At 45.4% G+C, this 24,374-nt stretch carries 21 protein-coding genes; 4 read left to right on the top strand and 17 right to left on the bottom strand.

Annotation, left to right across the window (positions count from 1 at the left end; translation table 11 throughout):
- Window positions 1-24 precede the first annotated feature (24 nt).
- Window positions 25-609: a HupE/UreJ family protein gene (locus EPL05_RS14575; protein ID WP_128534718.1), complete on the bottom strand. Its 585-nt coding sequence runs from the start codon at window positions 607-609 to the stop codon at window positions 25-27.
- A 66-nt stretch (window positions 610-675) separates the two neighbouring features.
- On the opposite strand from EPL05_RS14575, the gene EPL05_RS14570 reads away from it, so the two are divergent.
- Window positions 676-1,203 carry a DUF6702 family protein gene (locus tag EPL05_RS14570; RefSeq protein WP_128534717.1) on the top strand — a complete coding sequence of 176 codons (528 nt, stop codon included), beginning with the start codon at window positions 676-678 and terminating at the stop codon, window positions 1,201-1,203.
- Between the two features lie 237 nt (window positions 1,204-1,440).
- On the opposite strand, the gene EPL05_RS14565 is transcribed toward EPL05_RS14570, so the two are convergent.
- The 8 genes from EPL05_RS14565 to EPL05_RS14530 all read right to left on the bottom strand — a co-directional run bounded on the left by EPL05_RS14565 (window position 1,441) and on the right by EPL05_RS14530 (window position 10,918).
- Entirely contained in the window at window positions 1,441-1,794 is a 354-nt protein-coding gene (locus tag EPL05_RS14565) for a cupin domain-containing protein (protein ID WP_128534716.1), read from the bottom strand.
- Window positions 1,795-1,798: 4 nt separating this feature from the next.
- Window positions 1,799-2,086 carry a GNAT family N-acetyltransferase gene (locus EPL05_RS14560; protein WP_128534715.1) on the bottom strand — a complete coding sequence of 96 codons (288 nt, stop codon included), beginning with the start codon at window positions 2,084-2,086 and terminating at the stop codon, window positions 1,799-1,801.
- A gap of 61 nt (window positions 2,087-2,147) precedes the next feature.
- Window positions 2,148-2,771, bottom strand: coding sequence for an alpha/beta hydrolase (locus EPL05_RS14555; RefSeq protein WP_128534714.1), 624 nt, complete (start codon window positions 2,769-2,771; stop codon window positions 2,148-2,150).
- Between the two features lie 7 nt (window positions 2,772-2,778).
- Window positions 2,779-3,714, bottom strand: a complete 936-nt coding sequence (locus EPL05_RS14550; RefSeq protein WP_128534713.1) for a ring-cleaving dioxygenase — start codon at window positions 3,712-3,714, stop codon at window positions 2,779-2,781.
- Between the two features lie 359 nt (window positions 3,715-4,073).
- Window positions 4,074-6,653, bottom strand: a complete 2,580-nt coding sequence (locus EPL05_RS14545) for a BamA/TamA family outer membrane protein (RefSeq protein WP_128534712.1) — start codon at window positions 6,651-6,653, stop codon at window positions 4,074-4,076.
- Window positions 6,654-6,708: 55 nt separating this feature from the next.
- On the bottom strand, window positions 6,709-7,608 hold the full coding sequence (locus tag EPL05_RS14540; protein WP_128534711.1) for an SdiA-regulated domain-containing protein: 900 nt from the start codon (window positions 7,606-7,608) through the stop codon (window positions 6,709-6,711).
- Between the two features lie 11 nt (window positions 7,609-7,619).
- Window positions 7,620-9,662, bottom strand: coding sequence for a polyphosphate kinase 1 (gene ppk1 / locus EPL05_RS14535; RefSeq protein WP_128534710.1), 2,043 nt, complete (start codon window positions 9,660-9,662; stop codon window positions 7,620-7,622).
- 5 nt (window positions 9,663-9,667) lie between these two features.
- Window positions 9,668-10,918: a Pycsar system effector family protein gene (locus EPL05_RS14530; RefSeq protein ID WP_128534709.1), complete on the bottom strand. Its 1,251-nt coding sequence runs from the start codon at window positions 10,916-10,918 to the stop codon at window positions 9,668-9,670.
- A gap of 135 nt (window positions 10,919-11,053) precedes the next feature.
- Here EPL05_RS14530 and EPL05_RS14525 point away from each other — a divergent pair, with 135 nt between their 5' ends.
- The 3 genes from EPL05_RS14525 (at window position 11,054) to EPL05_RS14515 (ending at window position 15,536) form a co-directional block, all read left to right on the top strand.
- A complete protein-coding gene (locus tag EPL05_RS14525) occupies window positions 11,054-11,749 on the top strand; it encodes a phosphatase PAP2 family protein (RefSeq protein WP_128534708.1) in 696 nt (231 codons plus the stop codon).
- 179 nt (window positions 11,750-11,928) lie between these two features.
- Entirely contained in the window at window positions 11,929-13,071 is a 1,143-nt protein-coding gene (locus tag EPL05_RS14520; RefSeq protein ID WP_128534707.1) for a putative sensor domain DACNV-containing protein, read from the top strand.
- 44 nt (window positions 13,072-13,115) lie between these two features.
- A complete protein-coding gene (locus tag EPL05_RS14515) occupies window positions 13,116-15,536 on the top strand; it encodes a GAF domain-containing protein (RefSeq protein WP_128534706.1) in 2,421 nt (806 codons plus the stop codon).
- On the opposite strand, the gene EPL05_RS14510 is transcribed toward EPL05_RS14515, so the two are convergent.
- From EPL05_RS14510 to EPL05_RS14475, 8 genes are all read right to left on the bottom strand, one after another.
- Window positions 15,500-16,354 carry a pirin family protein gene (locus EPL05_RS14510; protein ID WP_128534705.1) on the bottom strand — a complete coding sequence of 285 codons (855 nt, stop codon included), beginning with the start codon at window positions 16,352-16,354 and terminating at the stop codon, window positions 15,500-15,502. The two genes, EPL05_RS14515 and EPL05_RS14510, sit on opposite strands and share 37 nt — an antisense overlap.
- A gap of 92 nt (window positions 16,355-16,446) precedes the next feature.
- The gene (locus EPL05_RS14505; RefSeq protein WP_128534704.1) at window positions 16,447-17,316 is read right to left on the bottom strand and encodes a pirin family protein; all 870 of its coding nucleotides are present in this window, start codon (window positions 17,314-17,316) and stop codon (window positions 16,447-16,449) included.
- Window positions 17,317-17,489: 173 nt separating this feature from the next.
- A complete protein-coding gene (locus tag EPL05_RS14500) occupies window positions 17,490-18,071 on the bottom strand; it encodes a Crp/Fnr family transcriptional regulator (protein ID WP_128534703.1) in 582 nt (193 codons plus the stop codon).
- A gap of 118 nt (window positions 18,072-18,189) precedes the next feature.
- Window positions 18,190-18,666 (bottom strand): MarR family winged helix-turn-helix transcriptional regulator, encoded by a 477-nt coding sequence (locus EPL05_RS14495; RefSeq protein ID WP_128534702.1) that lies wholly within the window; start codon window positions 18,664-18,666, stop codon window positions 18,190-18,192.
- 43 nt (window positions 18,667-18,709) lie between these two features.
- Window positions 18,710-21,268, bottom strand: a complete 2,559-nt coding sequence (locus EPL05_RS14490; protein WP_128534701.1) for a DUF5686 and carboxypeptidase-like regulatory domain-containing protein — start codon at window positions 21,266-21,268, stop codon at window positions 18,710-18,712.
- Between the two features lie 10 nt (window positions 21,269-21,278).
- Entirely contained in the window at window positions 21,279-21,572 is a 294-nt protein-coding gene (locus EPL05_RS14485; protein ID WP_128534700.1) for a hypothetical protein, read from the bottom strand.
- Between the two features lie 932 nt (window positions 21,573-22,504).
- A complete protein-coding gene (locus EPL05_RS14480; RefSeq protein ID WP_128534699.1) occupies window positions 22,505-23,446 on the bottom strand; it encodes a PorP/SprF family type IX secretion system membrane protein in 942 nt (313 codons plus the stop codon).
- Between the two features lie 59 nt (window positions 23,447-23,505).
- A partial coding sequence (locus tag EPL05_RS14475) for a T9SS type B sorting domain-containing protein (protein WP_128534698.1) occupies window positions 23,506-24,374 on the bottom strand: 869 nt, incomplete at its 5' end.

Genomic DNA, 24,374 nt, shown 5'->3' with positions numbered 1-24,374 from the left:
TCTGTTTTAGTGATTAATAGTTTTTCAATGTAAAAAGGGAAGGCGCTCTATAGCCATTTTAATGGCCAGTGCAAACACTCCCGAAGATAAAAAAAATATCCAGTCCCTGCGCCGCACCTGCAGCAAATTCATGAACAGCCAACCAACAATAAGGATAATGGCGACCACCATGATCTGCCCTGCTTCCAACCCTACGTTAAAGCCGAAAAGCCCCATGCCTATCCCCTGCCCCTGTGCCAGCATTATGCGGATGCTGTTGGCGAACCCCATCCCGTGGATGAGCCCGAAGCCCAAGGCCAGATAGTAGTTAACCCGGGCGCTGCCTTCCTTTTTATCAACCCGCAAAATATTGTTTAGGGCGGTGATAAAAATGGTGCAGGGTATTAAAAACTCCACCCATTTGCTGCTGAAGCGGATAATATCCAACACGCTTAAAGCCAGTGTAAGACTATGCCCGATAGTAAAAGCGGTTACCAGTATAAGCACCTGCCTGATGTTTTTAAATGTGTAAACGGCTGCCAGTGCGAGGATAAAAAGCTGATGGTCGAGCGCGTCGAGGCTGATGATGTGTTTCCACCCTAAGCCGAAATAAAAAACAAAATCAGACATGCAATAAAAAGGCGTTGAAAGCGTAAATTTAGCAGGTTTTAATTATAAATAAAACCGCGTACTGTTATGACTGCTTTATTAGGCAAACCGCTATTATATTGTTACATTTTACTGGGTATGTTTTGGGCGGAGAAGCCCGTGCCCGCTAAGTTTCACCCGCTACACGTAAGCACATCCGATATCAGCTACAATGCGAAGGATGGGCAGATGGAAGTTATCCTCACCATTTTTACCGATGATTTTGAAAGCGCCCTGCAGCGGCAATTCAACACCAAAGCCGATTTGAGTAAGGCAGACATGCACGCCGCCATGGATGAACTGGTAAAAAAATACACTGCCGGGCACCTACAGGTAAGAGCAGGCGGGGCTGCCCTGCCATTAACTTACCTTGGCTTCGAGATTAACAAAGAAGCGGTGAATGTGTACCTGGAATCGCCAAAGATAGCCTCTCCAAAAAAGATAGATGCCGACGTGAGCCTGCTGCAAAATTTGTACGAAGATCAGCTGAACATTGTACACATGACGGTTGCCGGTGTACGCAAAAGCGCCAAGTTGGATAGCCCGGCGCGAAAGATTACGCAGGAGTTCAATTAACACGAATTTCACGAATTAGGCTAATTACACGAATTTAATTGCTTGAACTCACAAGGCTAAACTATGCGTTTTGCTATACCTGCGGGAGCAATCAGGGTTAACAAAACTTAACACAATTCGGAAATTATTTTTATAAAACATTGACAGTCAATAAGTTAATTTTTCACTGGGTTAACATATAATTCACTTTTTCTTGTCGATAATTTTGTTTATATTATTACATCTCAGGATGAAGATTTAGAATATAATAAACAACGAACTCCGCTCCCGTTGCTCCACATTACTACTTCGGTGGCCTTTGCCGGTAGTGTCTTCCATCAACAAGATCTCACCCTGCTCAAACACTCGCTTTTCGCCGAGGGAGGTTTCTATTTCTACGCCGCCATCTAATAACACTACATATTGCTTTTGAGGAGCGTTGTGCAGATCGTTGTACCCAGCGGGGACTTTCCTAAACACAACTTCTTTCACCGCAACGCTTTGCGATAGGTGCCCAATTGAGCCGCCATCTGTTAGCGGGTAAAACACTTCGTCAAAGCGGCTTTCGCCGGTTTCGTCGGTATACACGCGGGTTACTTTAAACTGTTCCATAATATTATGCGGCTAAAAGCCTGTCCCATTCGGAGTGTTTCCTCAAAAAAACTTGTACGTAGCTGCAAAGCGGGATCAGCGTTAGCTTATGCGCTTCTATATATTTAAACGCCTTTTCTACAATAGCCTCGGCAACGCCCTGTCCCTGCAGTTCTTTGGGGACTTCAGTGTGAATGAGGTAAATCTTGTTATCCTTGGTTTTGTAATCTATAAAGGCGCGTTGTCCATCCACAAACAGCTCAAAGTTGTGGATGGCCTCGTTGTTGACAAGTTCAATATTATCGTAGTTCATCGTCTTATCTTTTTAAAGTTTGTTGCGGTATACCAGGCCAACAGGCGGGCTATCAGTTTGTTCATATAAATATGGTGCTGTTGGCCAGTTCAATTTCTTCCTGGCTAATGGTGTGCGGCCTACCATTGTAAACTTTAAGCGTAACCGCGGCATCCATACTCTTTAACACTTTTACGCTTTCCTCTACGCGGGTAAGTGGTACATGCGGATCGGGGTTACCGGTGGTTATCAATACCGGCATCCCTATAAAATCGCCTTTGTAGTTGTCCAGATTCACCCGTTCTCCTATCAGTCCGCCCGTAAACGCAACCGCGCCGCCAAAGGGCTGTGCATGGCGGGTGATGTACTCCAGCGTTAAACACGCTCCCTGCGAAAAGCCGAGGAAGTAGATCTTATGTACCGGGAACCCATCTGTCAGGGCTTGTTTTACGGTTTCGTCAACCATCGCCAACGCCGAATCTAAAGCGGGCTGGTTCTGTGAATCGGGTGCTAAAAAGCTTAACGGGTACCAGCTGTTGTTGGTAGCCTGCGGCGCGTAAATGGCAAAACCATCTACATCAAGCTCATTGGCGATGCCTATAATATTGGCGGCGTTACCGCCCCTGCCGTGTAACAGTATCAATGCGCCTTTGGCAACGGCGGGTGCTGCACCCGCCGTTTTTATTTGTTTCGTGTGACTGTACATAATTTAATTAGAACAGTTTTGGTAATGATTTTTCTAATGCCGATCTGAAACGCTCGTGTTGTTCAGGCAATTTCAGGTTCTGGCCCAATTCTTCAACCGCTTCGTCAACTGCAAAGCCAGGGTTATCGGTAGCAATCTCGAACAGCACACCACCCGGTTCTCGGAAGTATAAAGAATAGAAGTAGTTACGATCTATCTTATCTGTAATGTGCAACCCTAAAGCGGCTATCTTTTCTCTGTATTGCATCAAGATGTCCTCGTTTGCTACCCTAAAAGCAACGTGGTGTACGCTGCCACCGGCTACATGCCCGGCAACTTCGCCGGCAACTTCTACCAGGTCTACAATGTTGGCGTTTTCAACCGCGTCTGTTACAAAACGGTAACGGTTTACATGTTGCTCTAACAATTTATAGCCAAATACACCGGTTAAAATATCAGCGGTAGGCTGCATTTTGTTGGTGGTAATGGTTACGTTGTGGAAACCTTTAATAGCGTTCTCTGCTTTAACCTCATCAGTTTCCCATGGTAAGCGGGTATCGGCAGTTTTTGATACTGTCAACTCCAGTTTCAAACCGTCAGGGTCTAACACGGTTAAGTATTCTTCGCCAAATTTCTCGGCTGCTTTATTGTAGATCACGTTATGTTTTTCGAAACGGTTCACCCAAAAATCAAGACTACCTTTTGGTACTGAGTACCCAATTTCGGTAGCCTGCCTTGCGCCTCTCCTGCCGGTTTGGATGCCTTCCCAGGGGAAGAACGTAAGGATGCTGCCGGGAGTACCGTTTTGATCGCCGTAGTATAAGTGGTAAGTTTCGGGGTCATCGAAGTTAACGGTTTTTTTAACCAGGCGCTGGCCCAAAACATTAGTGTAAAAATTATAATTGCGTTTGGCATTGCCAGCTATTGCTGTGATGTGGTGGATGCCATTGATTGTATTTTCCATGATGCTGTTGTTTTAAATGTTTGTGTTTGTTCCTTGTTTGTTGATATCAAATGTCGGTATAAACACAGCATTTCAACTTAATGTAGGTTAAAGCAGAAAGTTAATGTAGGTTAAGAGAAGAAGCCTCGCCTTACCTTATCCAAGGAAGAGGCTTCTGTTGGGCGTTGGCTTTGCCCCGCGCTATCCGCTCATACGCGCACAGTGCCTTAGGCGCGGGGCCTGTATCCGCTTTTATCGCTAACGCAGTTTGTCTGAATCAGAATTTACAGAATTTTAGAATTAACAGAATAGGACGCGCAACGAGTACGGTAAGGGAAATTCTGAAAATCATTTAATTCTGAAAATTCTGATTCAGACAATTACAGCCTAAAATTCAACGACACATACGGGTACCAGCCCTCAACAGAATGCCCGGCCAATACCTGCACTACAATAAGTGCCGCAGGTGAAAAGTACGCGCCACCGCCTACGCCGTGGTGTATACCGCCTGCGTGGTAGTTATCGGCCCATACCCTGCCTGCATCATAAAAGCCGCTGATGCCCAACTGACCGGGTAAAAGGTAGCCTTTGATGTTAGCCAGCTTAAGCCTCGCCTGGAAGTTATTATAGATCATGTGCTTGCCCGCGAAACGGTTTTGCAGGTAGCCCAACAGATTGCCCTGCCCGCCTAAAAACATACCCTGGTAAAAAGCAGGACGACCAACGGTAACACCCCCGCCAATCCTGTCGCTAATAACGAGTGCGCCGTGCTGGGTTAATTTTTTATAGAACGTAAACTCCGAGCGAAGTTGTCCGTAAGATTTTGAATAACCATTCATTCCACGGTAACCTGTGAGGGTTATGGTAAAATAATGCCCGTCATTAGGGAATACGCCACCCTTGCGCTCGTTATCTATATAGTTAACCATTATACCGGCGTGTACCTTGTCCTTGTCTACAATGAGGCTGTCGTAAGAATTAATTAGCGGAGGATTAGTAATGAGGCGACCTGCATTCCCTTCGGAATCAAAATGATAATACTGAAATGAAGGGCCTACGCTGATGCTTTTAACGTTATCCAGCCTCCAGCGCAAGGCCGGGTCGAATTGGTAGGTATCAAAGCGGGTGCGATAAAACCGGCGATAATCCGGCCCCTTCACCAATGGCGTATTGTTGCCAAAGCCAAAAAAGTTTTGCGTATTATCCGGTGCCTGTATATAGGTTTTGATCAACAGGTTGGTCTTGCCGAACGCGTGGATCCACTCACCGTTGTAACGGATACGGAACGCGTCGGTAGAGAAAGAATGCGTTATCAGTAATTGCTGTAAACTGGTATAAGGCAATTTACGGAAGCCGTCGTATTTGGTATACTGAACCCCACCTCCAAGCAAAAAGCCATCATCCACGTTAAGCGCCGCAGTAGCGAGCGGCATCCAAACATTGTATGGATAAGTAGGTATGAACTTAGTATTAAACGTATCGCGCGAAAGGTGTTTACGAAATACATTTTCATCGCCGATGAATTTAAGGCTGCCGGGCTTATCATAAAGCTTTACCGTGCCGTTTGATTTTATCCCCTCGTATACTTTATTACCATGCCCGCCTACCACACGCAGGTTTACCGTAGCGGTTGCGGTATTAATAGTAACATGGTCGTCGCCGCCTGATAAAAACAGCCTGATCTCTTTAGTGAACTCCGGGTTGTACACCATATCTAATAGCGTATCGCTCGGTTTACCGTCCTTACTAATTTTTTGGATAAGTACCCGCATACCGTTATCCGGCGCGTCGGTAATGGTTACCTGCTCATTTTTACCGCTGGTGCGGATATCTACCAGGCGGTTTATAAAGCGGTAATATTCCTCCATCGCTTTGGGGATATTATCGCGGCGCTGTTTCAACCCGGCAAGTAATTCATCGTGCCTTATCTTGTAAGCCTCAACAGGCATACGGCGCAAGCCTGCCTCCAGCACTTCATCCGTTTCGGCGGCTACAAACGCATTGGTAACGCGCATCCAATCCTCAAAAGTTATCTGGGCATCGATATAAGGCTTAATAAAGCGGGTTTTAAAAATGGAGTATTTTACACGCGGTATCTCTCCGCTGAAATTATCAATAGCCGGAGTAATAAACGACAAGGAAGCAATGCTTGGGAAAAGGCCCTGTGCAACGTGCAGCACCTGGTCGCGGTCGCGGGGAACGCCAATGTACATTTTGCCATTTCCTTTTTGCTTGTCCAACCAGCGCCATTGGTCTTCGTGCCTGTCCCAGTCTGCTACCAGCAGGTCCAGCAAACGGGCACGCAGGAATGCCTCGCCATCAAAATGGTTATCGTTATCTTCAATAATTTTGCCTAATGCCTTTGGCGTGTTATCAGATTCGCCACCCGGTTCGCGCTCTTCCAGCAGGCAAATGGTGTTAGCAAACTTTTGACGGTATTTGCCAAGCGCGGGCTCATCTGCCACAACGCCAATAACGGGGTTTGAATGCGGCACATTTGCGGCCTCGGCCATGGGGCCTACTATCAGCGCCGAGAACGGGTGCTGCCCGCTGATGGCATCGTCCAACCAGTCTACAGCAAAGGTGCCGGCAAAATTTGGCGGAAGCAGCTTATCCGGCGATTTCTCCACACTGCGGATTACCCATTCGCGGCCTTGTTTATCTTTAAGCCTTAACGATTTCGACTGGTAACCTCCGCCCTCTTTATCGGGTGTAAGGCCGCCATAAACTTCGCTTAAACTTATAACTGGCAGCTTAACAGGCACCGCCCATTCTTTGCGGTAATTTTCGCCGAAAAGCCATTTGTGCGCGCCTGTAACGTCATTGTACGATGGATGGACCTTTACGGTGATGCTATCCTTAAACTTAGGGGCGGGTAATTCTATAACTGACGTTTGCTGCGCATGGGCTACCGTAGCGGTGGTAAAAATTGCGGATAGGATAAGTAGGTTTTTACGCATCTGTACGGGGTATTAAGTATGTTATTCGGCGGCAAATAGCCGCCGGTTATCGGCACTATTTGGGCTTGACGTATTTAAACAGCAGAATATTGCCGCTGGCTATCTCGTCGCCCTCGTTGGAGATATACAGGTTGCCCTTGCTGTCAAACGCCATGCCTTCGGGTTGTAAAAATCCCTTTAACATGTAGCTACCCTGCACCTTCCATTTATCATCCGTAACTACCAAAAGCTTGTTTATTGATGATAAAATGAACCACTGTTTCGTAAGCGGGTTTTTGGCAAGGGCCGATGGCCTGAACTTGAATTTCTTCATCTCGCCGCTGGCATCAATATCTTTTACATTAAGGCTAAAATCACCCGTTTTGGTGATGGAGCCATCTTTGCCAAGGTCAAAAATATACCCGCTGTTATTATCAGTAGATTTATCGATATCGCATTGCTTACATAAAACGTATAGCTTTTGGGTATAATTATCAAAGTGCATCCCTTCATACTCGCCAGCGGGCATTAGGTTTTTCACTTTCTGGCTTTTTATCTGGCCGCTGGCTACCTCTGTTAGCGGGAAACTATGAAATTCGCCATCGCTGCGTAGAATTACCGCCTGGCCATTGCCAGTAGCTATGTCTTCGTAATCGCCGTGTTTACCAAATTTAGCACTTTTTGTTTGTTTATCACCCGCATGCAGGTAATAGATGTTGCCATCTTCGTCCTGTTCGGCATAAATTACATTATCATCACCTTTATTAAAGGCAATTCCCGAGATCTCCAGCAATTCATGCGGCATTTTATACTCAACAGGGTTGCTAAGATCGTAACCCGGCGGGTTTTGCGCGGCTACTGCTTCCATATCGTTCTTCTTTTTGTCTTTTTTCTTGCCTTTATTCTTTCCTTGCCCGCAGGATACCGCTATCATGCCTACTAATAGTATCGAAAACAAAATGATGATTTTTCTCATAGTTGTATGGGTTAAACGGCATCGTTTTTAGTCAAATGCTTGTAAATTGCCTCTTGTGAACGTACCGGCTTACCTGTTAATGCCGGCTTTATGTTGTTAAGGTGCGTATCTATTAACACGGCCTGCACATTATCGTTTAGCTGAAACTGAATTATTTTAAAAAGTTGTTCCTGTATTTTTTTATCATACACCGGGAAGCACACTTCTATTCGATGATAGATATTGCGGTTCATCCAGTCGGCCGAGCCCATAAACACCTCTTTATCGCCATTATTGCCGAAGATAAATACGCGGGGATGCTCTAAAAACCTATCCACAATACGCCTTACGGTAATGTTTTCGCTCATGCCTTTAACCCCTGGCATTAAACAGCAAATACTGCGGACGATGAGCGAAATTTTCACCCCCGCCTGCGATGCCTCGTAAAGTTTTTTGATCATCTCCTGTTCTTCCAGGTTGTTCATTTTAATAATGATACTGGCGGGCTGGCCTTGTTTGGCAAAAGCGATCTCCCGGTCTATCAATTCTATAAAGCGCGTTTGCAGGTTAAACTGCGCCACCAGGATGTGCTTAAATTTGATATGGTTATCCGGCGAAGGTTTCTCACGCTTTGCTAAAAAAATAAACAGCAGCTCCACCTCGCGCAGTAACTTGTGGTTGGTGGTCAGCAGGATATGGTCGGTATAGAACTTTGCGGTGCCTTCATTAAAATTGCCGGTAGCCAGCAAACCCGAGTACGTTATCCTATCTCCTTTCCTGGTTTTTACGAGGGCAATTTTGGCATGTACCTTAAGGGCGGTTACGCTGTAAATAATATCCACCCCGGCGGCTTTCATCTTTTTTGCCCATTTAATATTATTTGCTTCGTCAAACCGGGCTTTCAGCTCTACTACTACCCTTACCTTTTTGCCGTTTTTTGCCGCGCTTATGAGCGCGTTCACTATTTTAGAATCGCTGGCAACACGGTACAGGGTTACATTTATTTCGGTAACATCGGGGTTATTGGCGGCCTCGTTAAAAAAACGAAGGATGGTATCGTAAGATTGATAGGGGGTACTCACCAGCAGATCCGTTTTGGCGATGACAGCAGCCAGCGGTACTTCCGTAGAAACATCGGCGAGCTTGCCAGCCGGCCATTTTTCGTAAACAAGCTTGTCGCCACCTGCCGGCAACGCGAAAAAGTCCTTCAGATTATGGTATCTGCCGCCTTCTACCGCTGTTGGTTTGTTGAGGTTAAGGTACGTTCCCAAACTATCCAATATCCGTAACGGCATATCGGCCTGGTATAAAAAGCGGGTGGCAAAGCCAAGATCGCGTTTGTTGAGCTGTTTCTCAAGCTGTTCGGAGAGATCGCCTGAGTATTCATCCTTCAGGTCAAGCTCCGCGTCGCGTGTTATTTTAAAGCTGTAACAGTTTTTGATCTCCGCTTTGCCGAACAGCTTATCCAGGTTAAAACGGATCACATCATCCAAAAACAAGATATACTGCTCCCCATCGGCCTTTGCCGAAAAAAAGCGGGGCAGGCTATCTGAAGGGATATTTAAAAGCACCAGTTTATCATCCCTACCTTCGGCCAGCTCAACCAAAAAATACAGTTTGTTATTTTCCGGAAAGAAGCCGTGCTTTTCATCCAAAGCAAGCGGTTGTAAAAACGCCAGCACCTCCGAAAGGAAATAACTGCTTACTTCCTCGTGCAAGGCCCGGGGCAAGGGTTGGTTATAAAGCAGGTTTGTTTTTTCTTTCCGCAAAAGCGGGATAAGTTGCGTGGTCAGTATCTCACCAAAGTGCTGCTGCTGGGTAAGGATCATGGCCGATGCCTGCTCCAGGATATCAGATTGCTTTTCGCTGTCGATCTCATTGATCTTTTTCTCGCCTATCTTTTGGAGGGCGCGCAAAACAGGCATCCGTACGCGGTAAAACTCATCCAGGTTGGATGAATAGATGGATAGAAACCTGATCCGCTCGATCAAAGGCGCAGACTCGTTAGCGGCCTCTTCCAGCACACGCTGATTAAAGGTGAGCCAGCTAAGGTCGCGGTTGAAATATTGAAGCATACACCTTATAATATAGGTTTATCTGCAAAAAACGCCGAAAAAACAATGAACGCCAATACCGATGTTATGAGGCCAAACATAAAAATGTTATAGGCGATTCGCAACAGGCGGTACTTTTTCCCCAGCACTACGCCCTGCGCGTACACATCTTTTATCAAACTGCCGTACAAGAACTCCCTATCGTCCATCATCTTTTCCATCCCGTAGGTGTATTCTTCCAGCGACATTTTATAAAAGTTGCCGAAAAACAACAAGTTTACGTTTTTGGTGTCTACATCCTCGCGCGTGAACTCACCTTTGGGGATAGACGGCCGGGTGGCGAGAATAGAAAATGTAATTGCAAGTAAGCTTATGGAGAGTAATATAAAGGTTGGGATGATGAGGAATTCGTTCTCGCTTAACCTGCGCAGCACCAAACTGATAATGGCCGAAAGGATAATAGAGTTCACGGTGATCATAATATGTGCCTTGTTATCGGCCATATCGCTCAGCCGCTGATGGTTGGCCGAACTGATCCTGAACATGGTTTCAATACCTTTTTTAGGTTCTTCCTGTTTCTCTTTATCTTCTTTTTGTTTATCTTTTTTCACGGGGGCTTGTGTTATAGGGGTTACTTGCGGCTTACCTTCAGTAGCTTTTTGGCCCCCTGCTTTACCATCGGCTTTTGCCAATTTATTTTTAAGCACCTGAATGTTTTGTTGCTTGGTACTGTTTAACAAAACCTGGCAATAATCGGTATGGTATTCGTGTGCCGATAAAAAAGCAATGCTTTTACGCCACCAATCAGCTTTGTTTAACTCGCTATTATGCAATGTGGATGTTTCTTTGCGCATCAGTTTATCGGTATCAAAAAAATAATCGGTACCTAAATGGTACAAGTCTGCATCGCAAATTATCTTTTCCAATAAACTCAAGGGCGATTGCGGCATACGGGTTGCCATAATACAGCCTTTAATATCCGCTATGTCTTCTTCGGTTACCCCTATGTTTTTAAGGTAAGTACAGGCAAGTTTCGCGCTTTCCTCTTCATGGTTAGCTATATCAAGCACGTAACCGGTATCGTGAAACCAGCCGGCTGCTACCACAACAAAATAGTCGCGGTCGTTCACCTGGTAATGGTTGGCAATTTCTATTGCCCGGTTAACCATATTTTCGGTATGTTGTTTATCGTGATAAACAAGGCGCGGGTCGGCATGGGTTTTATAGTAGGCTAACACATATTCGTTAACCTGCTTCAGCAGATTCTGGTAGTTCATATAATGTTGAGTTAACAACCTTTTTATAAAATTGTGTGCATTTGCGTTAGGTACAAAAACAATTTATTAAGTACTTTGCTTAAAGCAATGCCCGGTTTGGCATAAATATAAATATTAAAACATAGCTGTACACCAATGAAGTATTTTTTTTGCGAGCGCTCATTTAAGTTATTAATTGTATTACAGCTGTTTACCTTTTTTGGCGCCCGTACAAAATTATTTGCACAAACTGTAGTTGTGCCGGCAAAGGATACTGTAGCTATTTTACCCGCCCCAAAACCAAAGGTGGCTGTTGTGGTACCCAAGGCAGATAACTTTATACAGCGGTTTGATGACCGCACCATTGTTAGTCTTGCCCTGAACCGTACACCCGAGGCAACGCCAGTTATGAGTTTCCTGTCGCGTAACCTAATGTATGGGAATATTGGTGTGCCGGCGGGGTTGCTTATAGGCGGCATTATTACCAAGGACCGCAACATGCGCGAGAACGCCGGGTACGTTGCCAGCAGTACCGCTATTACGTTTGTGGCTACCTATCTCATCAAAAAATTAGTGGGGCGGCCGCGGCCGTTTATTCGTAACTTAAAAATAGTACCCGTTTATATCCCCGGCGAAAGTTCGTTCCCGTCCGGGCATACCTCTACCAGTTTTTCTACGGCGATGGCTTTATCAAGAGCCTATCCAAAATGGTACGTAATAGCACCCTCATTTTTATGGGCGGGCGCTACCGGCTATTCACGCATGTATTTGGGGGTACATTACCCTACCGATGTGTTGGGCGGAGCGGTGTTGGGGAGCGGTACTGCACTGGCATTGAAACCAGCGTTTTAATTATCATAGCCCGGGAGGCGAATTTACTCACACGGTATGTTACGCAGTGGTGTAGAGGATCAGTTAAAATATCCGGCGACACCTTCCTTTTTTCTTCCTAATTAAGTCATAAAGAATATATTATCCTTATAAAAGGGCATAAAATTATTATTTTCGTATTTACAATTCTATCAGCCCCAATGCTATCAGAACCTACCTACCTTCCAGCCCGCATTGTTGCCCCCGTTATAGAGGCGCACTTTAAAAAGCATCTGCTGGAAGCCCAGGGCCTTAAAAATGTCCATTTAGCCACCGCGCCGGATAGCGTCATTATTGAAGCCGTAATAGATATTGGTTTTTGGGCCAGCCTGCGGCGCGAAGAAGGGCATTCGCCAAAAATCTCGCTGGCGCTGCTTAGCCCGGAGCAATCTGCAAAACCACTCATATTCGGGCAAAAATTAAGGCTTACGCCGCAAAACCTCATTAAACTTGCGCCGGCTGTAGAACAGCCCGGGATCCACCTTGGCGTATGGCCCGAGGGCGATGATATTTTTATATGGGGCACCACACATAGTATCCCATCCATTTGTTTTGTGCTGGAGGTTGTAGAACCGGGCCTGCTGGTCATAAAACACCGTCGCGTAGACGGTTTTGGCAAGTTTGTAAATATAGCCGTTTTACAGGGCGACCAGATAAAGGTTTTGGATGAGGTGACCATGGGGGTTGCCGATTGCCCCGTGCTGCTGAAATCGCTGGCTAATATGCCGCTGCCAACCTTCATGGGCGATTCGTTCAACGTGCTTGTTCAACTGGCTGCCTCCATGCGTGTGCATGGTAAGGGTGGTTTGGTGGCTATTGTGCCCGTTGGTTCCGAAAAATACCGCGAATCTGTTGTACACCCTATAAAATACCCGGTTAAGCCGGCGTACAGCGCTATACCCGAACTGCTTGCCCTTACCGAAACCGAACGTAATAAACTGGAATGGCAGGAAGCCCTTTTGCAGGCAATAGACCTTATTGGCGGCTTTACAGCGGTAGATGGTGCCACTATCATCACCAATAATTATGATCTGCTTGCCTTTGGCGCCAAGCTTACCCGTGCAGAAAACAGTGCCCGGATTGGACAAATTGTCCTGACCGAGCCACTTGCAGAGGCAAAAGCGACAAAAGTGCACCCCGCGCAGAATGGAGGTACACGCCATCTGGCTGCGGCACAATTTGTGTACGACCAAAATGATGCCATTGCACTGGTAGCATCGCAGGATGGGCAATTCACTGTTTTTGCCTGGTCTGTAGAGATGCAGATGGTACATGCACACCGCATAGATGTGCTGTTACTGTAACAAATTGATCGTAGCTTCGTCTACCGTACTGTACTATAACATATATGAATTTAAACGCATTAACCGAAAGTCCTTTCAATCTCCATATCTCGTTCCATAAACTGATAGCGCATTTTGAGGAGATAGCGGCCACCCAAACGGGGCCGAAGGCAGATTATGCGCGCTCGGTTTTAAAAGAAGTTGAACCCTTCCCCGAATTAAAGAACGGAATCAGCAATAAGAACCAGATTATAAACAATACGGAGATTATCGGCCATTTGCTGGAAAGCCTCTTCCCCGAGATCTTAACCCATAACGAAATTAAGGCGGTAAGTATCCCTTACCAGGATATCCTTTTTAACCAAACCAAACGTTTTGAAGGGATTCTGAAATCGGCCGGCGAAACTTTTAATGTGGCTTTCAGGGATTACAACGAACACCAGTTTTATGTGATGGCCTGTTGTATAATTTTAGATGCTGAATACGGCACGCACCTTAATTTCTCCAAGCCGCTTTATTACGATATACCTACTGCCGATGGCGTACTAAAACACTATCGCATACTTTATAATGCCGATTTTTTAGAACTCACCCCTACGGATAAAGCTGTAAAATTAACCCAGGAGGATATAGACCTGCTGATGGATAATTTTAACAACATCGACATCTGGAAAGAAAAATTCCCGGTTGGTAGCTGGGATCTGCGTGGATTTGGCCTGATGTCGTTATTTGACGCGACGGTGGAAAGTGCCGTATCGTCCCTTAAAGGCACCCTGCTTGGCCGCGAAGAGGAAAACATCAACCTAAGCGAAGATATTGAAGCCATTTTCCGTTCGATATACCGCATACCCGATTTGCACGTGGGCTTCCTTTCATTCGACCCGGATGAGAATACCTTTTCGCTCGCGCCGTTTAACGAGCAGCTAAAAAGTTTTTTATTACCCGAAGAAATTGAGGCGGAGCTTTGCTCTGATACCCTTTGCACGCACTCGCTTACCACTGTTGTAAACGAAAAAATTTATTTCGCGATCTCTGACATTAATAAATACCTGGCCGAAAACCCGACCAGCGTTATGGCCAGGCGCTTTAAAGAACAAGGCATTAACAGCGTTATTTTGGCGCCGGTTATTAAAAATGGAAAAATGCTGGGCGTAATTGAGCTGGTGTCTGGCCATAAAGGTGAATTGAACAGCATTAATGCTAATCAGTTGGATGTGGTAATGCCATTTATAACCGACACCATCGACCGTAAGTTTACCGACCTGCAGAACCAGGTACAAGCCATAATACAAGACGAATACACCAGCATCCACCCAAGCGTTTACTGGAAATTTAAAAAAGAAGTAGATAAGTACCTGCAATTTAAAAGCCATCACAAACAGTACAATTTAAAGGAAGTTACCTTCACCAACGTGTATCCGCTTTATGGCCAGGTTGATATAAAAGGCTCATCTGATACACGCAACAACAGCCTCCAAACCGATCTGAAGAACCAGCTTTGCGCGGCTATAGCCTTAACTGAGAAATTGTGCGTTTCGTCGGGTATAGAATCACTCGACGCGGTTTCGCAGCGATTAAGATCCTACGAGATTGAACTTGACTCGGCAATAAAAGCCGACACTGAGCAACAGCTACAACAGTACCTGGAGCAACAGGTGCATCCTATTTTTAAACAGGCACTGGTTTTAGAAATTGAGAACTGCCCGGCCATTACCAAGTATTTTGAAGATGCCGATAAGATGGGTGACTTCCATTTGCAACGCCGCAAATACGAAACTACCGTTGCCATTATTAACGAACGCATGGCGAGCATGCTGGATAAGTGGCAAGTAGAAACCCAATCTGCTTACCCCCATTATTATGAGCGCTTTAAAACCGACGGCGTGGAGCATAACCTGTACATAGGTGAAAAAATTTCGCCAAATAAGCCGTTCGAGATGGAACACGTGTACAACCTGCGCCTGTGGCAGATCCAGGTTTTATGCGAAATGGAGCTGGAGCATCATTTTAACCGGGAAATACTTCCTTATCCGCTGGAAGTCACTTCGTTGATATTGGCTTTCAGTTCGCCCTTATCTATTAGGTTCAGAATGGATGAAAAACGTTTTGATGTGGATGGTACGTACAACGCCCGTTTCGAGATCGTAAAAAAACGTATTGATAAAGCCTGCATAAAAGGCACCACCGACCGCATCACCGGCATCGGTAAGTTAACCATAGTATATTCTAATCATGATGAGGAATTAGAGTATTTAACCTACCTCCGTTTTTTACAATCGAAAGGGATGCTGAAGGAAGATTTAGAAATACTGGACGTGGAAGATCTGCAGGGGATCTCTGGCCTTAAAGCCATTAGGATAACCATTCTTAACGATAGCAGCCTACCTTCAAAAAAATGCTATACTTACAAGGAGCTATTGCAAGAAATAGACCCAGAAGAGATGAAATATCAAAAAGCTAACGAGCCAAATACCCCGGTTGAATAATCGGCCATGGCCTGGTTTATTTCTTCTGAAGTATTCATTACAAAATTATCCTTCGCAGCAACAGGCTCATCTATCGGTTCGGCGGACAGAAATAGTATTTGGGTATCTTGCTCCGCCGTCAGGATAATTTCTTCGTTCTCTTTCTCAAAAACAATGAGGTTGTATTGCGCTACGGTTTCCTGGTTGATGCAAACGCTGCCTTTTGCAATATAAAGTAAGGTCCAATAGCCGGGTGTCGCGTTAAATTGTACAGTTTTTCCTTTTTCAATTTCGCCAACTACGGATATTACTGGCGTAATACTTTTTAGCGGGCCGGTTTTACCATCAAACTCGCCGCTCGCCAGCCGAAGGGATACGCCACCCTGCTCCAAAACTAGGGGCTGCTGTTCTTTTGTAGCCGACTGATAAGTTGGCTCATCAAATTTGTGCGCCTTCGGTACGTTCACCCAAAGTTGCAATAGTTCCTGCATGCCGCCTTCTTTTAAAAGGCATTCGCTTGGCCCTTCGCTGTGCAAAATGCCCTTACCGGCAAACATCCACTGGGCATCCCCTGCTTTTACGGTTTCGTTGTGCCCGGCGCTGTCTTTATGGTAGCCCTCACCCTGCAGCATAAACGTAACCGGCGCAAAGCCGCGGTGCGGGTGCGGATGGATGCGCAACGTTTGCCCCGGCGCAATCTCCTTGGGTGGCATGTGGTGCAGTACAATAAAAGGGTTGGCAAACCTAAAGTCCATGTGGGGCAGTGGCTGCCTAACGGTTTCTTCCTTCGTGATCTTTTTTTCACGGCCTAAAAAAATATGCTGGATCTTCTTTTTCATGCTACTGGGTACTTCACGCTAATATAAAAACACAAAAGGAACAACGCCTCACGCCCGCTGACCCCCTTGTCCTCAACCATCACTAAAATTATTTAGTTCAACACACCATACTTACCCGACTGAAACTCCTGTATGGCATCCGCAATTTCCTGCTGGGTGTTCATTACAAACGGGCCGTAACTGGCAATAGGCTCGTTAATGGGTTCGCCGCTCAGCACTAATATAACACTTTCGGTAGTGGCTTTTATACTGATCTCCTCACCATCGTTCTTGAACAATATTAAGCTATGCTCATTGGCTTGTTCACCATTTACAGTTACATTCCCATTGATTACCAACAACGCCGTGTTATGCCCTGCGGGAACGGTAAAATCTGCCGCGCCGCCTTGCTTTAACTTAATATCGAACAAATTTACCGGCGTAAAGGTGCTGGCAGGGCCTGTTATATTGTTGTAGGTGCCTGCAATTACGTTTACCAAACCGGCACCATCTGGCAATTCCACCTTGCCCATTTGCGCCGAAGTGATACCCTGATACCCCGGCTGTGCCGATTTATCTTTTTTGGGCAAATTAACCCAAAGCTGCACCATCTCAAACGGTCCGCCTTTGCGCGAAAATTCCTGTTCGTGGTATTCCTTGTGCAGGATGCCCGCGCCGGCTGTCATCCATTGTACGTCGCCGGGGTTGATGATCCCGCTGTTACCGGCGCTATCATGATGGGCAACGCTGCCTTTGTAGGCAATGGTAACCGTTTCAAACCCTTTATGCGGATGTACATCTACACCACGCAAATGCTCCGACGGACCGAAATCAAATTCGGCGTTAAAATCCAGCATTAAAAACGGACTAATGCGCTGCTGCGAGATACCCGCGCCCGGTATCATATTATAAACCCTAAAACCATCGCCAACCATACCTGGCCTCGCAGGGCGGGGAATTACTCTTTCAATCAACTTTTTCATTATGTTTTACTCCTCTTTAGTAATATAAAGGTAGCTAAAGCAGTAACGAGGGCGAATAAGGTAGGTTAAGGGAAATTGTTAATATAGATTAAGGGTTAGTGAGTGTGGGTGGTGAGTTGTGAGTAGTTTCACGATATTACCCAACAACTCAGCACTCACCACTCATCTTCTCTCTATTTTATCACCACCGTATTCAACATCTTGCTTAAAAATTCCGGGGTAACGCCGATGTAGGACGCTACCTGTTTTTGGGGAAGCGATAAGATAAGCGAAGGATAAAGCGTACAGAAGTTGGAGTAGCGCTCTATGGCGTTCAATATCATATTATCTATCTGCCGGTGCTGGTAGGTTGCCATCGCATTCTCGGCCAGCATACGGCCAAAGCGCTCGAATTTCGGGTATTTGAGTTGCAGCGCATCCAAATCGGCTTTCAGGATATAAAACAGCTCGGTTTCTTCAATTGCGTCTATGTTCAATCGGGCGGGCTCGTGGGTGAGCATGCTGCGCATATCCACTATCCACCAACCGGGTGGGGCGAATTGTAAAACATGCTCGCCGCCGTTTTTATCAACCGCGTAACTGCGAAGACAGCCGTTGGTAACAAAAGATATTTTGGTGTTTACATCCCCCGCTTCCAGCAAATACTGTTTACGCTTTACTTTTTTATAGTGCAAAAAAGAGGTAAAGTAAATTTCTTCCTCCTCGGTAAGGGTAACGTATTTGGCAATATTGTTTAAAATAGGCGCGTAATCCATAGCTGTTACAAGTATAAAATTAATACACTAATTTTTGTCTATCAAAATCAAAGGCCACAAGGATGATCCTTATGGCCTTCGCGAAAAATATATATTCACTCCTTGTATTCAAACTCAATTATACAACCGGTTCTCCCGTGCAATTGTACTCTTCGTGGAATTTCACCAGCTTCAGCATCACATCTATAGCGGCTTCGTAGTTTTTTACACCTACTACCTTTTTATATTCGTTCTCCAGGTTCTCCACCTGATTTTTAAGGTGCTGGTAAAACTTTTCGCCATCAGGTGTTAAGTAAAGCATAGATGCACGTGCATCGTCGGCACTCTTCTCGCTGCGTACCATGTTGGTGGCTTCCAGTTCTTTTACAATTTTACTGGCGGCCTGCTTGCTTACGCTCATCTTTGCGGCCAGCGCGTTATTGGTAATACCCGTTGTGCCAATGCTCATAAAAAATGGGATGTGAGCATTATTAAAGTCCGGGTTGTTCATACGGCAGAGCTTTTTCATGCTCCAGTCGTCTATAGAACGTTTAAGCAGGTACACCAGTTTACAGGTGATCCTTTTCGAATCCTCAATTGTATTGCAATCTGCCATGATAGTATAACGATTAAAGGCTTACCTGGTTTACGAATTTACGTTAAAAATCGAACTTAACAAATGCGCGCACACCGTACTCGGGCGCGCCCGGATGATCTAAATAAGTAAAGCGTTTTACAAAGTCGATACGCAGTACTTTAAAAATGTTACCTACCGCAATACTTCCCTCAATATATGGTGTTGAGCCTAATGCATAGGTACCACCATTAGCTCCCGATGGGAAACGTAACAGGTTAGCATTATTCATTGGGTCGTTTTCGCTGCGTACGCCACCCCAAAGGGCTTTAAAATCGATGATCTCGCGCAGTTTCAGTTTCTTTAATAAAGGCACACGGTTAAACAAAAATCCATTGAAATTATGGTCGATAGCGATGCTGGCGTAATGGTCGCTCACAAACTCCTGGAAGTTCATCAGGTTATAAGAATATAACTGGAACGCGTAGGTTTGGTTGGCATGGTGTATATCCAACAACGGGAACGGCACCTGGCCAAATAAGTAGCCACCTTCGGTACTTACGTCGGTAAAACCTAACTGCAATAAATAAAAACGCTTGCTGATGTTACCGGTTACGTTTTGGTAATTGTAATCGCCACCTGCCAGGCCTTTAACGCCCTGTGCGTAGCTCAAGGTAAACACCGGGTATTTATCAGGTATCGGGGTACGGTAAAGTTTACCCTGGTAAAATTTTTCGTGTGGTGCCCAACGTAACGAGCCCGATAATTCCGATGTATGGATGGTACCCACATTGTTCAACCCACCGTTTGGTAACAGGTTTTGAAATTGCAAGGAACCTGCGGCATTCTGGTTCCATTTTTTGAAGCCTAACGAATATGATAAGTGGTTACTAAACTCATGCACGTAATCCAAGCGAAAGATGTCGTTATATAACCACATGTCATTCGCACCGCGTTTAAAGGATAGCAGGAAGTTACTTTCCTGTACAAACTGTAACTCCTGGCCCGGTACTTTTGTATCGTGCTGGAAGCTTGCCCGGATATAATTCTGCGGGAACGAGTAGATGGATTTGTTGTTGAGCGAGTAAGTACTGCTTAAAAAGTATTTCCACTCTTTATCCTTTGTACCATAAGCGCCGTAAGTTTCAAAATAGTAACGTTTGCTCAACAACGGGGTGCTGCGGCCGCCAAAGCGTAAACGCAAACCTTCTACCGGGTTAAAGCTGTAAAATGTATTGGCGGGGCCAACTTCAAATGTGCCGTAGTTTTTGTAACCGGCAAGCACCAGCGTAGCAATATCCATTGTTTTTTTAAACGATGGGATGGTTTGCAGGCTGTCAATATTTTTATAGATACTCGCCGCGGCGGCATCCAGTGTATCGGGGCGGCTCATCAGCCAGTAAGTATCGTCTTTTTCAGCTGCGTTAGCAGCTATAACCTGCGCAGGGCCTTTGTAAGTATCATCGGTACGCGGTGAATTTACCACGAAATTATTTACCGATACCAAACGCTCGCCATATATACCACCACCTTTATTTTTGTTTATCCCGAACTCAATTTTAAGGTCGCTTTGGCTTAAGTGATATTTACCATCGTTGTTTTTTTCAAAAGCAAGCGTAGCCTGCATTTGCCTTACAAAGTTAAGGTTGATGTTTTTGTTTACGTTTAACTGCGCGTTTTGCACGGCGTAGTTGCCATCCATAGTGATATAGATCTTTCCTTCAAAAAGTAAGCCGTTGGTATTACGTGGCGTAAAGCTCAGCTCTATCAGGTTTGGCTGTTGGTCTTTTAGTGTATCGGTAATAAAGAATTTGTAGAAATCGGGTGAGTGGTCGGCTATCGGACTAAGCAACTGGTTGCTTAGCAGCGAAACATTGTTATCATAGATATTGATATCCTGGTACATCCGGTTAAAATACGCGGTAAGTCCCTGGTTATCAACAAAACTCTCATCGTATTTTACCTGCTTATTGGCAGATATCACCTGCTTTTTAGCATACGGCGATTTACGGTAATAGTTATCAGATAATTTCTCTTCCTGGTATAGCGGCAGCAATGTTTTACCGCCTATAGCAGTAGAATCCTGCTCGCGGAACAAAAATTGGTAATTTTTAAAGATGCGTTTGGTTTTGAATTTTTCGCTCAGGTTACTCAGCGCAAAGCTCATGCGCTCGTACTGTTTGTACTCGGCAAAGTTGTAGTTCTCCAGCTGGTTTTGCTCTTTATGGGCAATAACCTTGCGGATCAGTTCTACAGCCGGGTTATCCTTATTAGTATATTTTTTCTTCTTGCCAGATTTTACAACAACCTCGCTTAGCGCCTGGTTATCTTCAATAAGGGCAATGTTTATTTGCTGCTCTTTACCCGTCTCTATAGTGCGGGTAGTGGTTTTAAAGCCCACAAAGGTCACCTGTATCTGGGTGTATTTACCTGTGGTGCTAATGTTGTAACGGCCCTGGGTATTGGTACCGCCGCCTATAGTGCTATTGGCAAAGGTTACGGTAACATAAGGCATTGCCTGGTGTGTTTTAGCATCGGTAATGGTGCCGCGTACCACTGTGCTTTGGGCATGCAGCTGGTTAACTGTCCCAAATGAGAGCAGTAAAATTATGATGCTTTTAAAAAGCGGTTGTAGGTTTTTCATTGTTGTGATATTAAGAGTGCGATAGGGTATTATTATAATGGAAGCGTTTTTGAGCCAACTGGCGACCCGCAGCGCTGTATTTAGTAACCATGTGCTTTACCGTTTTGCTTGATGTTTGTACCAGGCTGCGTGCGGTAAGCGTTAAAAACTCGGTATTGATATCCAGGCCGTTCAGGCTTTGCTTAAGGCCTTCGCCCAATGCTTCTATCACATACCTGGTAGAGTTTTTTAAGAACGCGGTATTAACAACCGGGTTGTTACCGGCAGTTGTAGTATTTGTTTTATATAGGCCTTCAGTTTTCATGACTTTATAGATGATGATACAAAGGTAAACTAAGTTGACTATATTAGTCAACTTAGTTTACGATATTTTTGTTAGTTAGTGTGTTTGTGACACTAAAATGAAAATTATAGATATTCTGTTTATTTACCCACATACGATTGCAGACGGCTATGCTGGACAAACATTTCAAACCAAGTGTGTTTATGACACTAAGATGAGAATGACCGGGCGGTGGTGGAGTGGCGCAGAAGGATACTGTTTTGATTATTGAGTGTGACACGTTTGCTATTATTATTGATATGCCACCAGTTATACCAATAGCATACCAACACATCAACAAATTAATAATCAATTACTTATACAATACAGGCAAAACTCAACAAACGATATTTCGATAATTGACGACGACTTTGGCTAAATTTAGTTTGGGGCAACCAAACAGCTCTCAATAAAAAAAAAGGCCCTGTTCGTTCATGAACATGGCTTTGATATCAGGGGAAAAGAAATACTGTTATGCGGGTAGCCCGCAAAAATAATGTAATACGCGCTAATATTTATTGGCCTGGTTTCGTTACCACCTTCCTCGCTTGATGGAAAGTTATGAGGAGCATGAGGCGGGGAGAAATATCCGCCCAAGTTGGCTGGCAATTCCACACGATTCTTTTATCAGATCATACAGTTCGGTGTATTTCGGTTTAGAGACCTTGTCCAAGTGCAAGGCAGCCATCCCTGATTACCGAGGTTAGATAATGTATTTTGAGGACCGCCATAAGGCATTATAGTACCTATCGGCCGCAGGTTTATTGTTGCCGTTACCGAGGCTGTAGTTGCTCAAGGTCTATAACCCCGAAACCTATTTTTTTCAGGTCGGGTGTAGTCATAATTGTGATAAGATGATGTACTTAGATGGAGAACCGAGCACTTATATTGAGAACAGCCCGGTTCAAAGGCGGTTACAGTAGCTTCCTTTGCAAATCGGCACCCCAGCGATAGCTGATGCTTACCTCGTGAGTGGCATTATTGTAGCCACCCAAATTTGATGATGATGTGCCAAACTGGTAACTATAGCCAACTTTAAAGCTGTTGGCGTTTACAGATATTATCCCGGCCACTTGCTTGTTGGTGCGGTAGTTCACCCCAAGGCCCAATTGTTCTTTGAGGTACATGGTACCCGATATATCTGCCACTACTGGTGATCCCTGCAGGTATGATACCAGCGCGGCGGGTTTTAATTGTATGTCGTCGTTCAGTTTTGCTAAAAAACCGCCACAGAAGTAATAATGGCTGCGCAGGTAATTGGCCTGCTGCACCGATGCTGTGCCCAGGTTACGAAAGCTGAGCTCGGGCACCGAAACGCCTACATAGTAATTATCTTTGTAGAACATTACACCAAAGCCTATGTTCGGCTTGGTTTCGCGCACGTCCTGGCTAAACACCGGGTCGTTTGGATCCAGCGTAGAGTAATTGGCAAGGTAGCTCCTGATCCCCGCGTTGATGGATACCGACAAATACGCCGAACTGGCCAGCTGTATAGATTTGGCAAAGAAGCCGTTAACCTCCGTCTGATTCTCCACCGCAAACTTATCGTTCACCAAAAAAAGCCCCGCAGCCGCGCCGATAGATTCTAAAGGGAAGCTGGCGCTCATCAGTAAACTGTTTGGCGCCCCCTCAAGACCGATGAACTGCCTTCTGCCCAGGATGTTTACGTTTCCTGCCTTATCCAGCAGCGAATAGGCCGGGTTTAAGGGAGTAAGATTATCTGCATACTGATTGTAGCTAAAGGTATTCTGTTGGGCAAGTGCCCTGCCGCTTGTTAAGAGCAGCAGGGTTATACCTAATAATTTTATACCGTTTGCTACAGCCCTGGCTGTTGTTATTACTTGTTTGGTAATCATTTTCCTTAACTCTTGTTGTATGCGCTTATATATTCGCTGAGCCAAATTACCTTTTTTTATTAGTATTTAACCACGATGTATCCTGTTTTGCGTTTGGTTTCGGTGCCCTTCTTGTACTCTACCGAGTAGAAGTAAGTACCCGCCTGCTGCAGGGTGCCCCGGCTGTTGTGGCCGTCGAAGGCTTTGTTCTCGTTATCGTAGCCTTTTGCTTCGTAAACAACGTCACCGTTACGGTTCATGATCCGGACCGTATTCTCCGGGAAGGCATTGATTCCCTGGATCGTAAACCTGTCGTTTATGCCGTCCCCATTAGGTGATACAGCTTGTTTTACGACCAATTCGTCTGCTGAGGCATCCGGGGTCGGGTCGGGTTTCTGGATCACGTTTATCTGGTCTTTGTTTTTGTTTACGGCTGCGATGACTACCGGTGCCGGCCTGTTTATCGTGATCCCGTAAGTTTTGATACTTGTACCGTTCTCTGCCGTTACCAGTACGCTGACCTGCGTTGTTGTATTGCTGATCGCTATCGGGCCGTAAGTAGTGCCGCTGGCCTGTACGGTGCCATTGATCCTGATCACGGCACCGGCATCCTGTGCCGTTAAGGTGAGCCAAACCGAATTAACTGATGAACCTATCGTTGTTGCATAGTTAAGGTCGGATGAGCCAGTCACCTGGGTAATGTTATATGGATACAGGCTGATCTTGCTCAGATAGGCGTTACCGGACAAGCCTTTTAATACGGTGATGCGGTACGTTTTGGTGCTGGTGCCGTTCTCTGCCGTTACCAGTACATCTATCGGGGTAGATGCGCCGGTCAGGGTTATCGGGGCCGAGGCGACACCGCTGGCTACCGTGCTGCCATTTACCCGGATCACCGAACCTGCATCCTGTGCCGTTAGGGTAAGCGATATCGTACTGGCCGACGAAC

Source organism: Mucilaginibacter gilvus, assembly GCF_004054195.1.
Lineage (GTDB): Bacteria > Bacteroidota > Bacteroidia > Sphingobacteriales > Sphingobacteriaceae > Mucilaginibacter > Mucilaginibacter gilvus.
This window is presented reverse-complemented; position numbering and strand designations above follow the sequence as displayed.

What these genes read in the sequence shown, in the direction of transcription:
- EPL05_RS14490 (WP_128534701.1), bottom strand. Translation starts at nt 21,268, where the DNA reads ATGAAAAACCTACAACCGCTTTTTAAAAGCATCATAATTTTACTGCTC.
- EPL05_RS14560 (WP_128534715.1), bottom strand. Translation starts at nt 2,086, where the DNA reads ATGAACTACGATAATATTGAACTTGTCAACAACGAGGCCATCCACAAC.
- EPL05_RS14510 (WP_128534705.1), bottom strand. Translation starts at nt 16,354, where the DNA reads ATGAAAAAGAAGATCCAGCATATTTTTTTAGGCCGTGAAAAAAAGATC.
- EPL05_RS14575 (WP_128534718.1), bottom strand. Translation starts at nt 609, where the DNA reads ATGTCTGATTTTGTTTTTTATTTCGGCTTAGGGTGGAAACACATCATC.
- EPL05_RS14570 (WP_128534717.1), top strand. Translation starts at nt 676, where the DNA reads ATGACTGCTTTATTAGGCAAACCGCTATTATATTGTTACATTTTACTG.
- EPL05_RS14530 (WP_128534709.1), bottom strand. Translation starts at nt 10,918, where the DNA reads ATGAACTACCAGAATCTGCTGAAGCAGGTTAACGAATATGTGTTAGCC.
- EPL05_RS14540 (WP_128534711.1), bottom strand. Translation starts at nt 7,608, where the DNA reads ATGAGAAAAATCATCATTTTGTTTTCGATACTATTAGTAGGCATGATA.
- EPL05_RS14485 (WP_128534700.1), bottom strand. Translation starts at nt 21,572, where the DNA reads ATGAAAACTGAAGGCCTATATAAAACAAATACTACAACTGCCGGTAAC.
- EPL05_RS14495 (WP_128534702.1), bottom strand. Translation starts at nt 18,666, where the DNA reads ATGGCAGATTGCAATACAATTGAGGATTCGAAAAGGATCACCTGTAAA.
- EPL05_RS14520 (WP_128534707.1), top strand. Translation starts at nt 11,929, where the DNA reads ATGCTATCAGAACCTACCTACCTTCCAGCCCGCATTGTTGCCCCCGTT.
- EPL05_RS14555 (WP_128534714.1), bottom strand. Translation starts at nt 2,771, where the DNA reads ATGTACAGTCACACGAAACAAATAAAAACGGCGGGTGCAGCACCCGCC.
- EPL05_RS14525 (WP_128534708.1), top strand. Translation starts at nt 11,054, where the DNA reads ATGAAGTATTTTTTTTGCGAGCGCTCATTTAAGTTATTAATTGTATTA.
- EPL05_RS14550 (WP_128534713.1), bottom strand. Translation starts at nt 3,714, where the DNA reads ATGGAAAATACAATCAATGGCATCCACCACATCACAGCAATAGCTGGC.
- EPL05_RS14515 (WP_128534706.1), top strand. Translation starts at nt 13,116, where the DNA reads ATGAATTTAAACGCATTAACCGAAAGTCCTTTCAATCTCCATATCTCG.
- ppk1 (WP_128534710.1), bottom strand. Translation starts at nt 9,662, where the DNA reads ATGCTTCAATATTTCAACCGCGACCTTAGCTGGCTCACCTTTAATCAG.
- EPL05_RS14505 (WP_128534704.1), bottom strand. Translation starts at nt 17,316, where the DNA reads ATGAAAAAGTTGATTGAAAGAGTAATTCCCCGCCCTGCGAGGCCAGGT.
- EPL05_RS14545 (WP_128534712.1), bottom strand. Translation starts at nt 6,653, where the DNA reads ATGCGTAAAAACCTACTTATCCTATCCGCAATTTTTACCACCGCTACG.
- EPL05_RS14480 (WP_128534699.1), bottom strand. Translation starts at nt 23,446, where the DNA reads ATGATTACCAAACAAGTAATAACAACAGCCAGGGCTGTAGCAAACGGT.
- EPL05_RS14500 (WP_128534703.1), bottom strand. Translation starts at nt 18,071, where the DNA reads ATGGATTACGCGCCTATTTTAAACAATATTGCCAAATACGTTACCCTT.
- EPL05_RS14565 (WP_128534716.1), bottom strand. Translation starts at nt 1,794, where the DNA reads ATGGAACAGTTTAAAGTAACCCGCGTGTATACCGACGAAACCGGCGAA.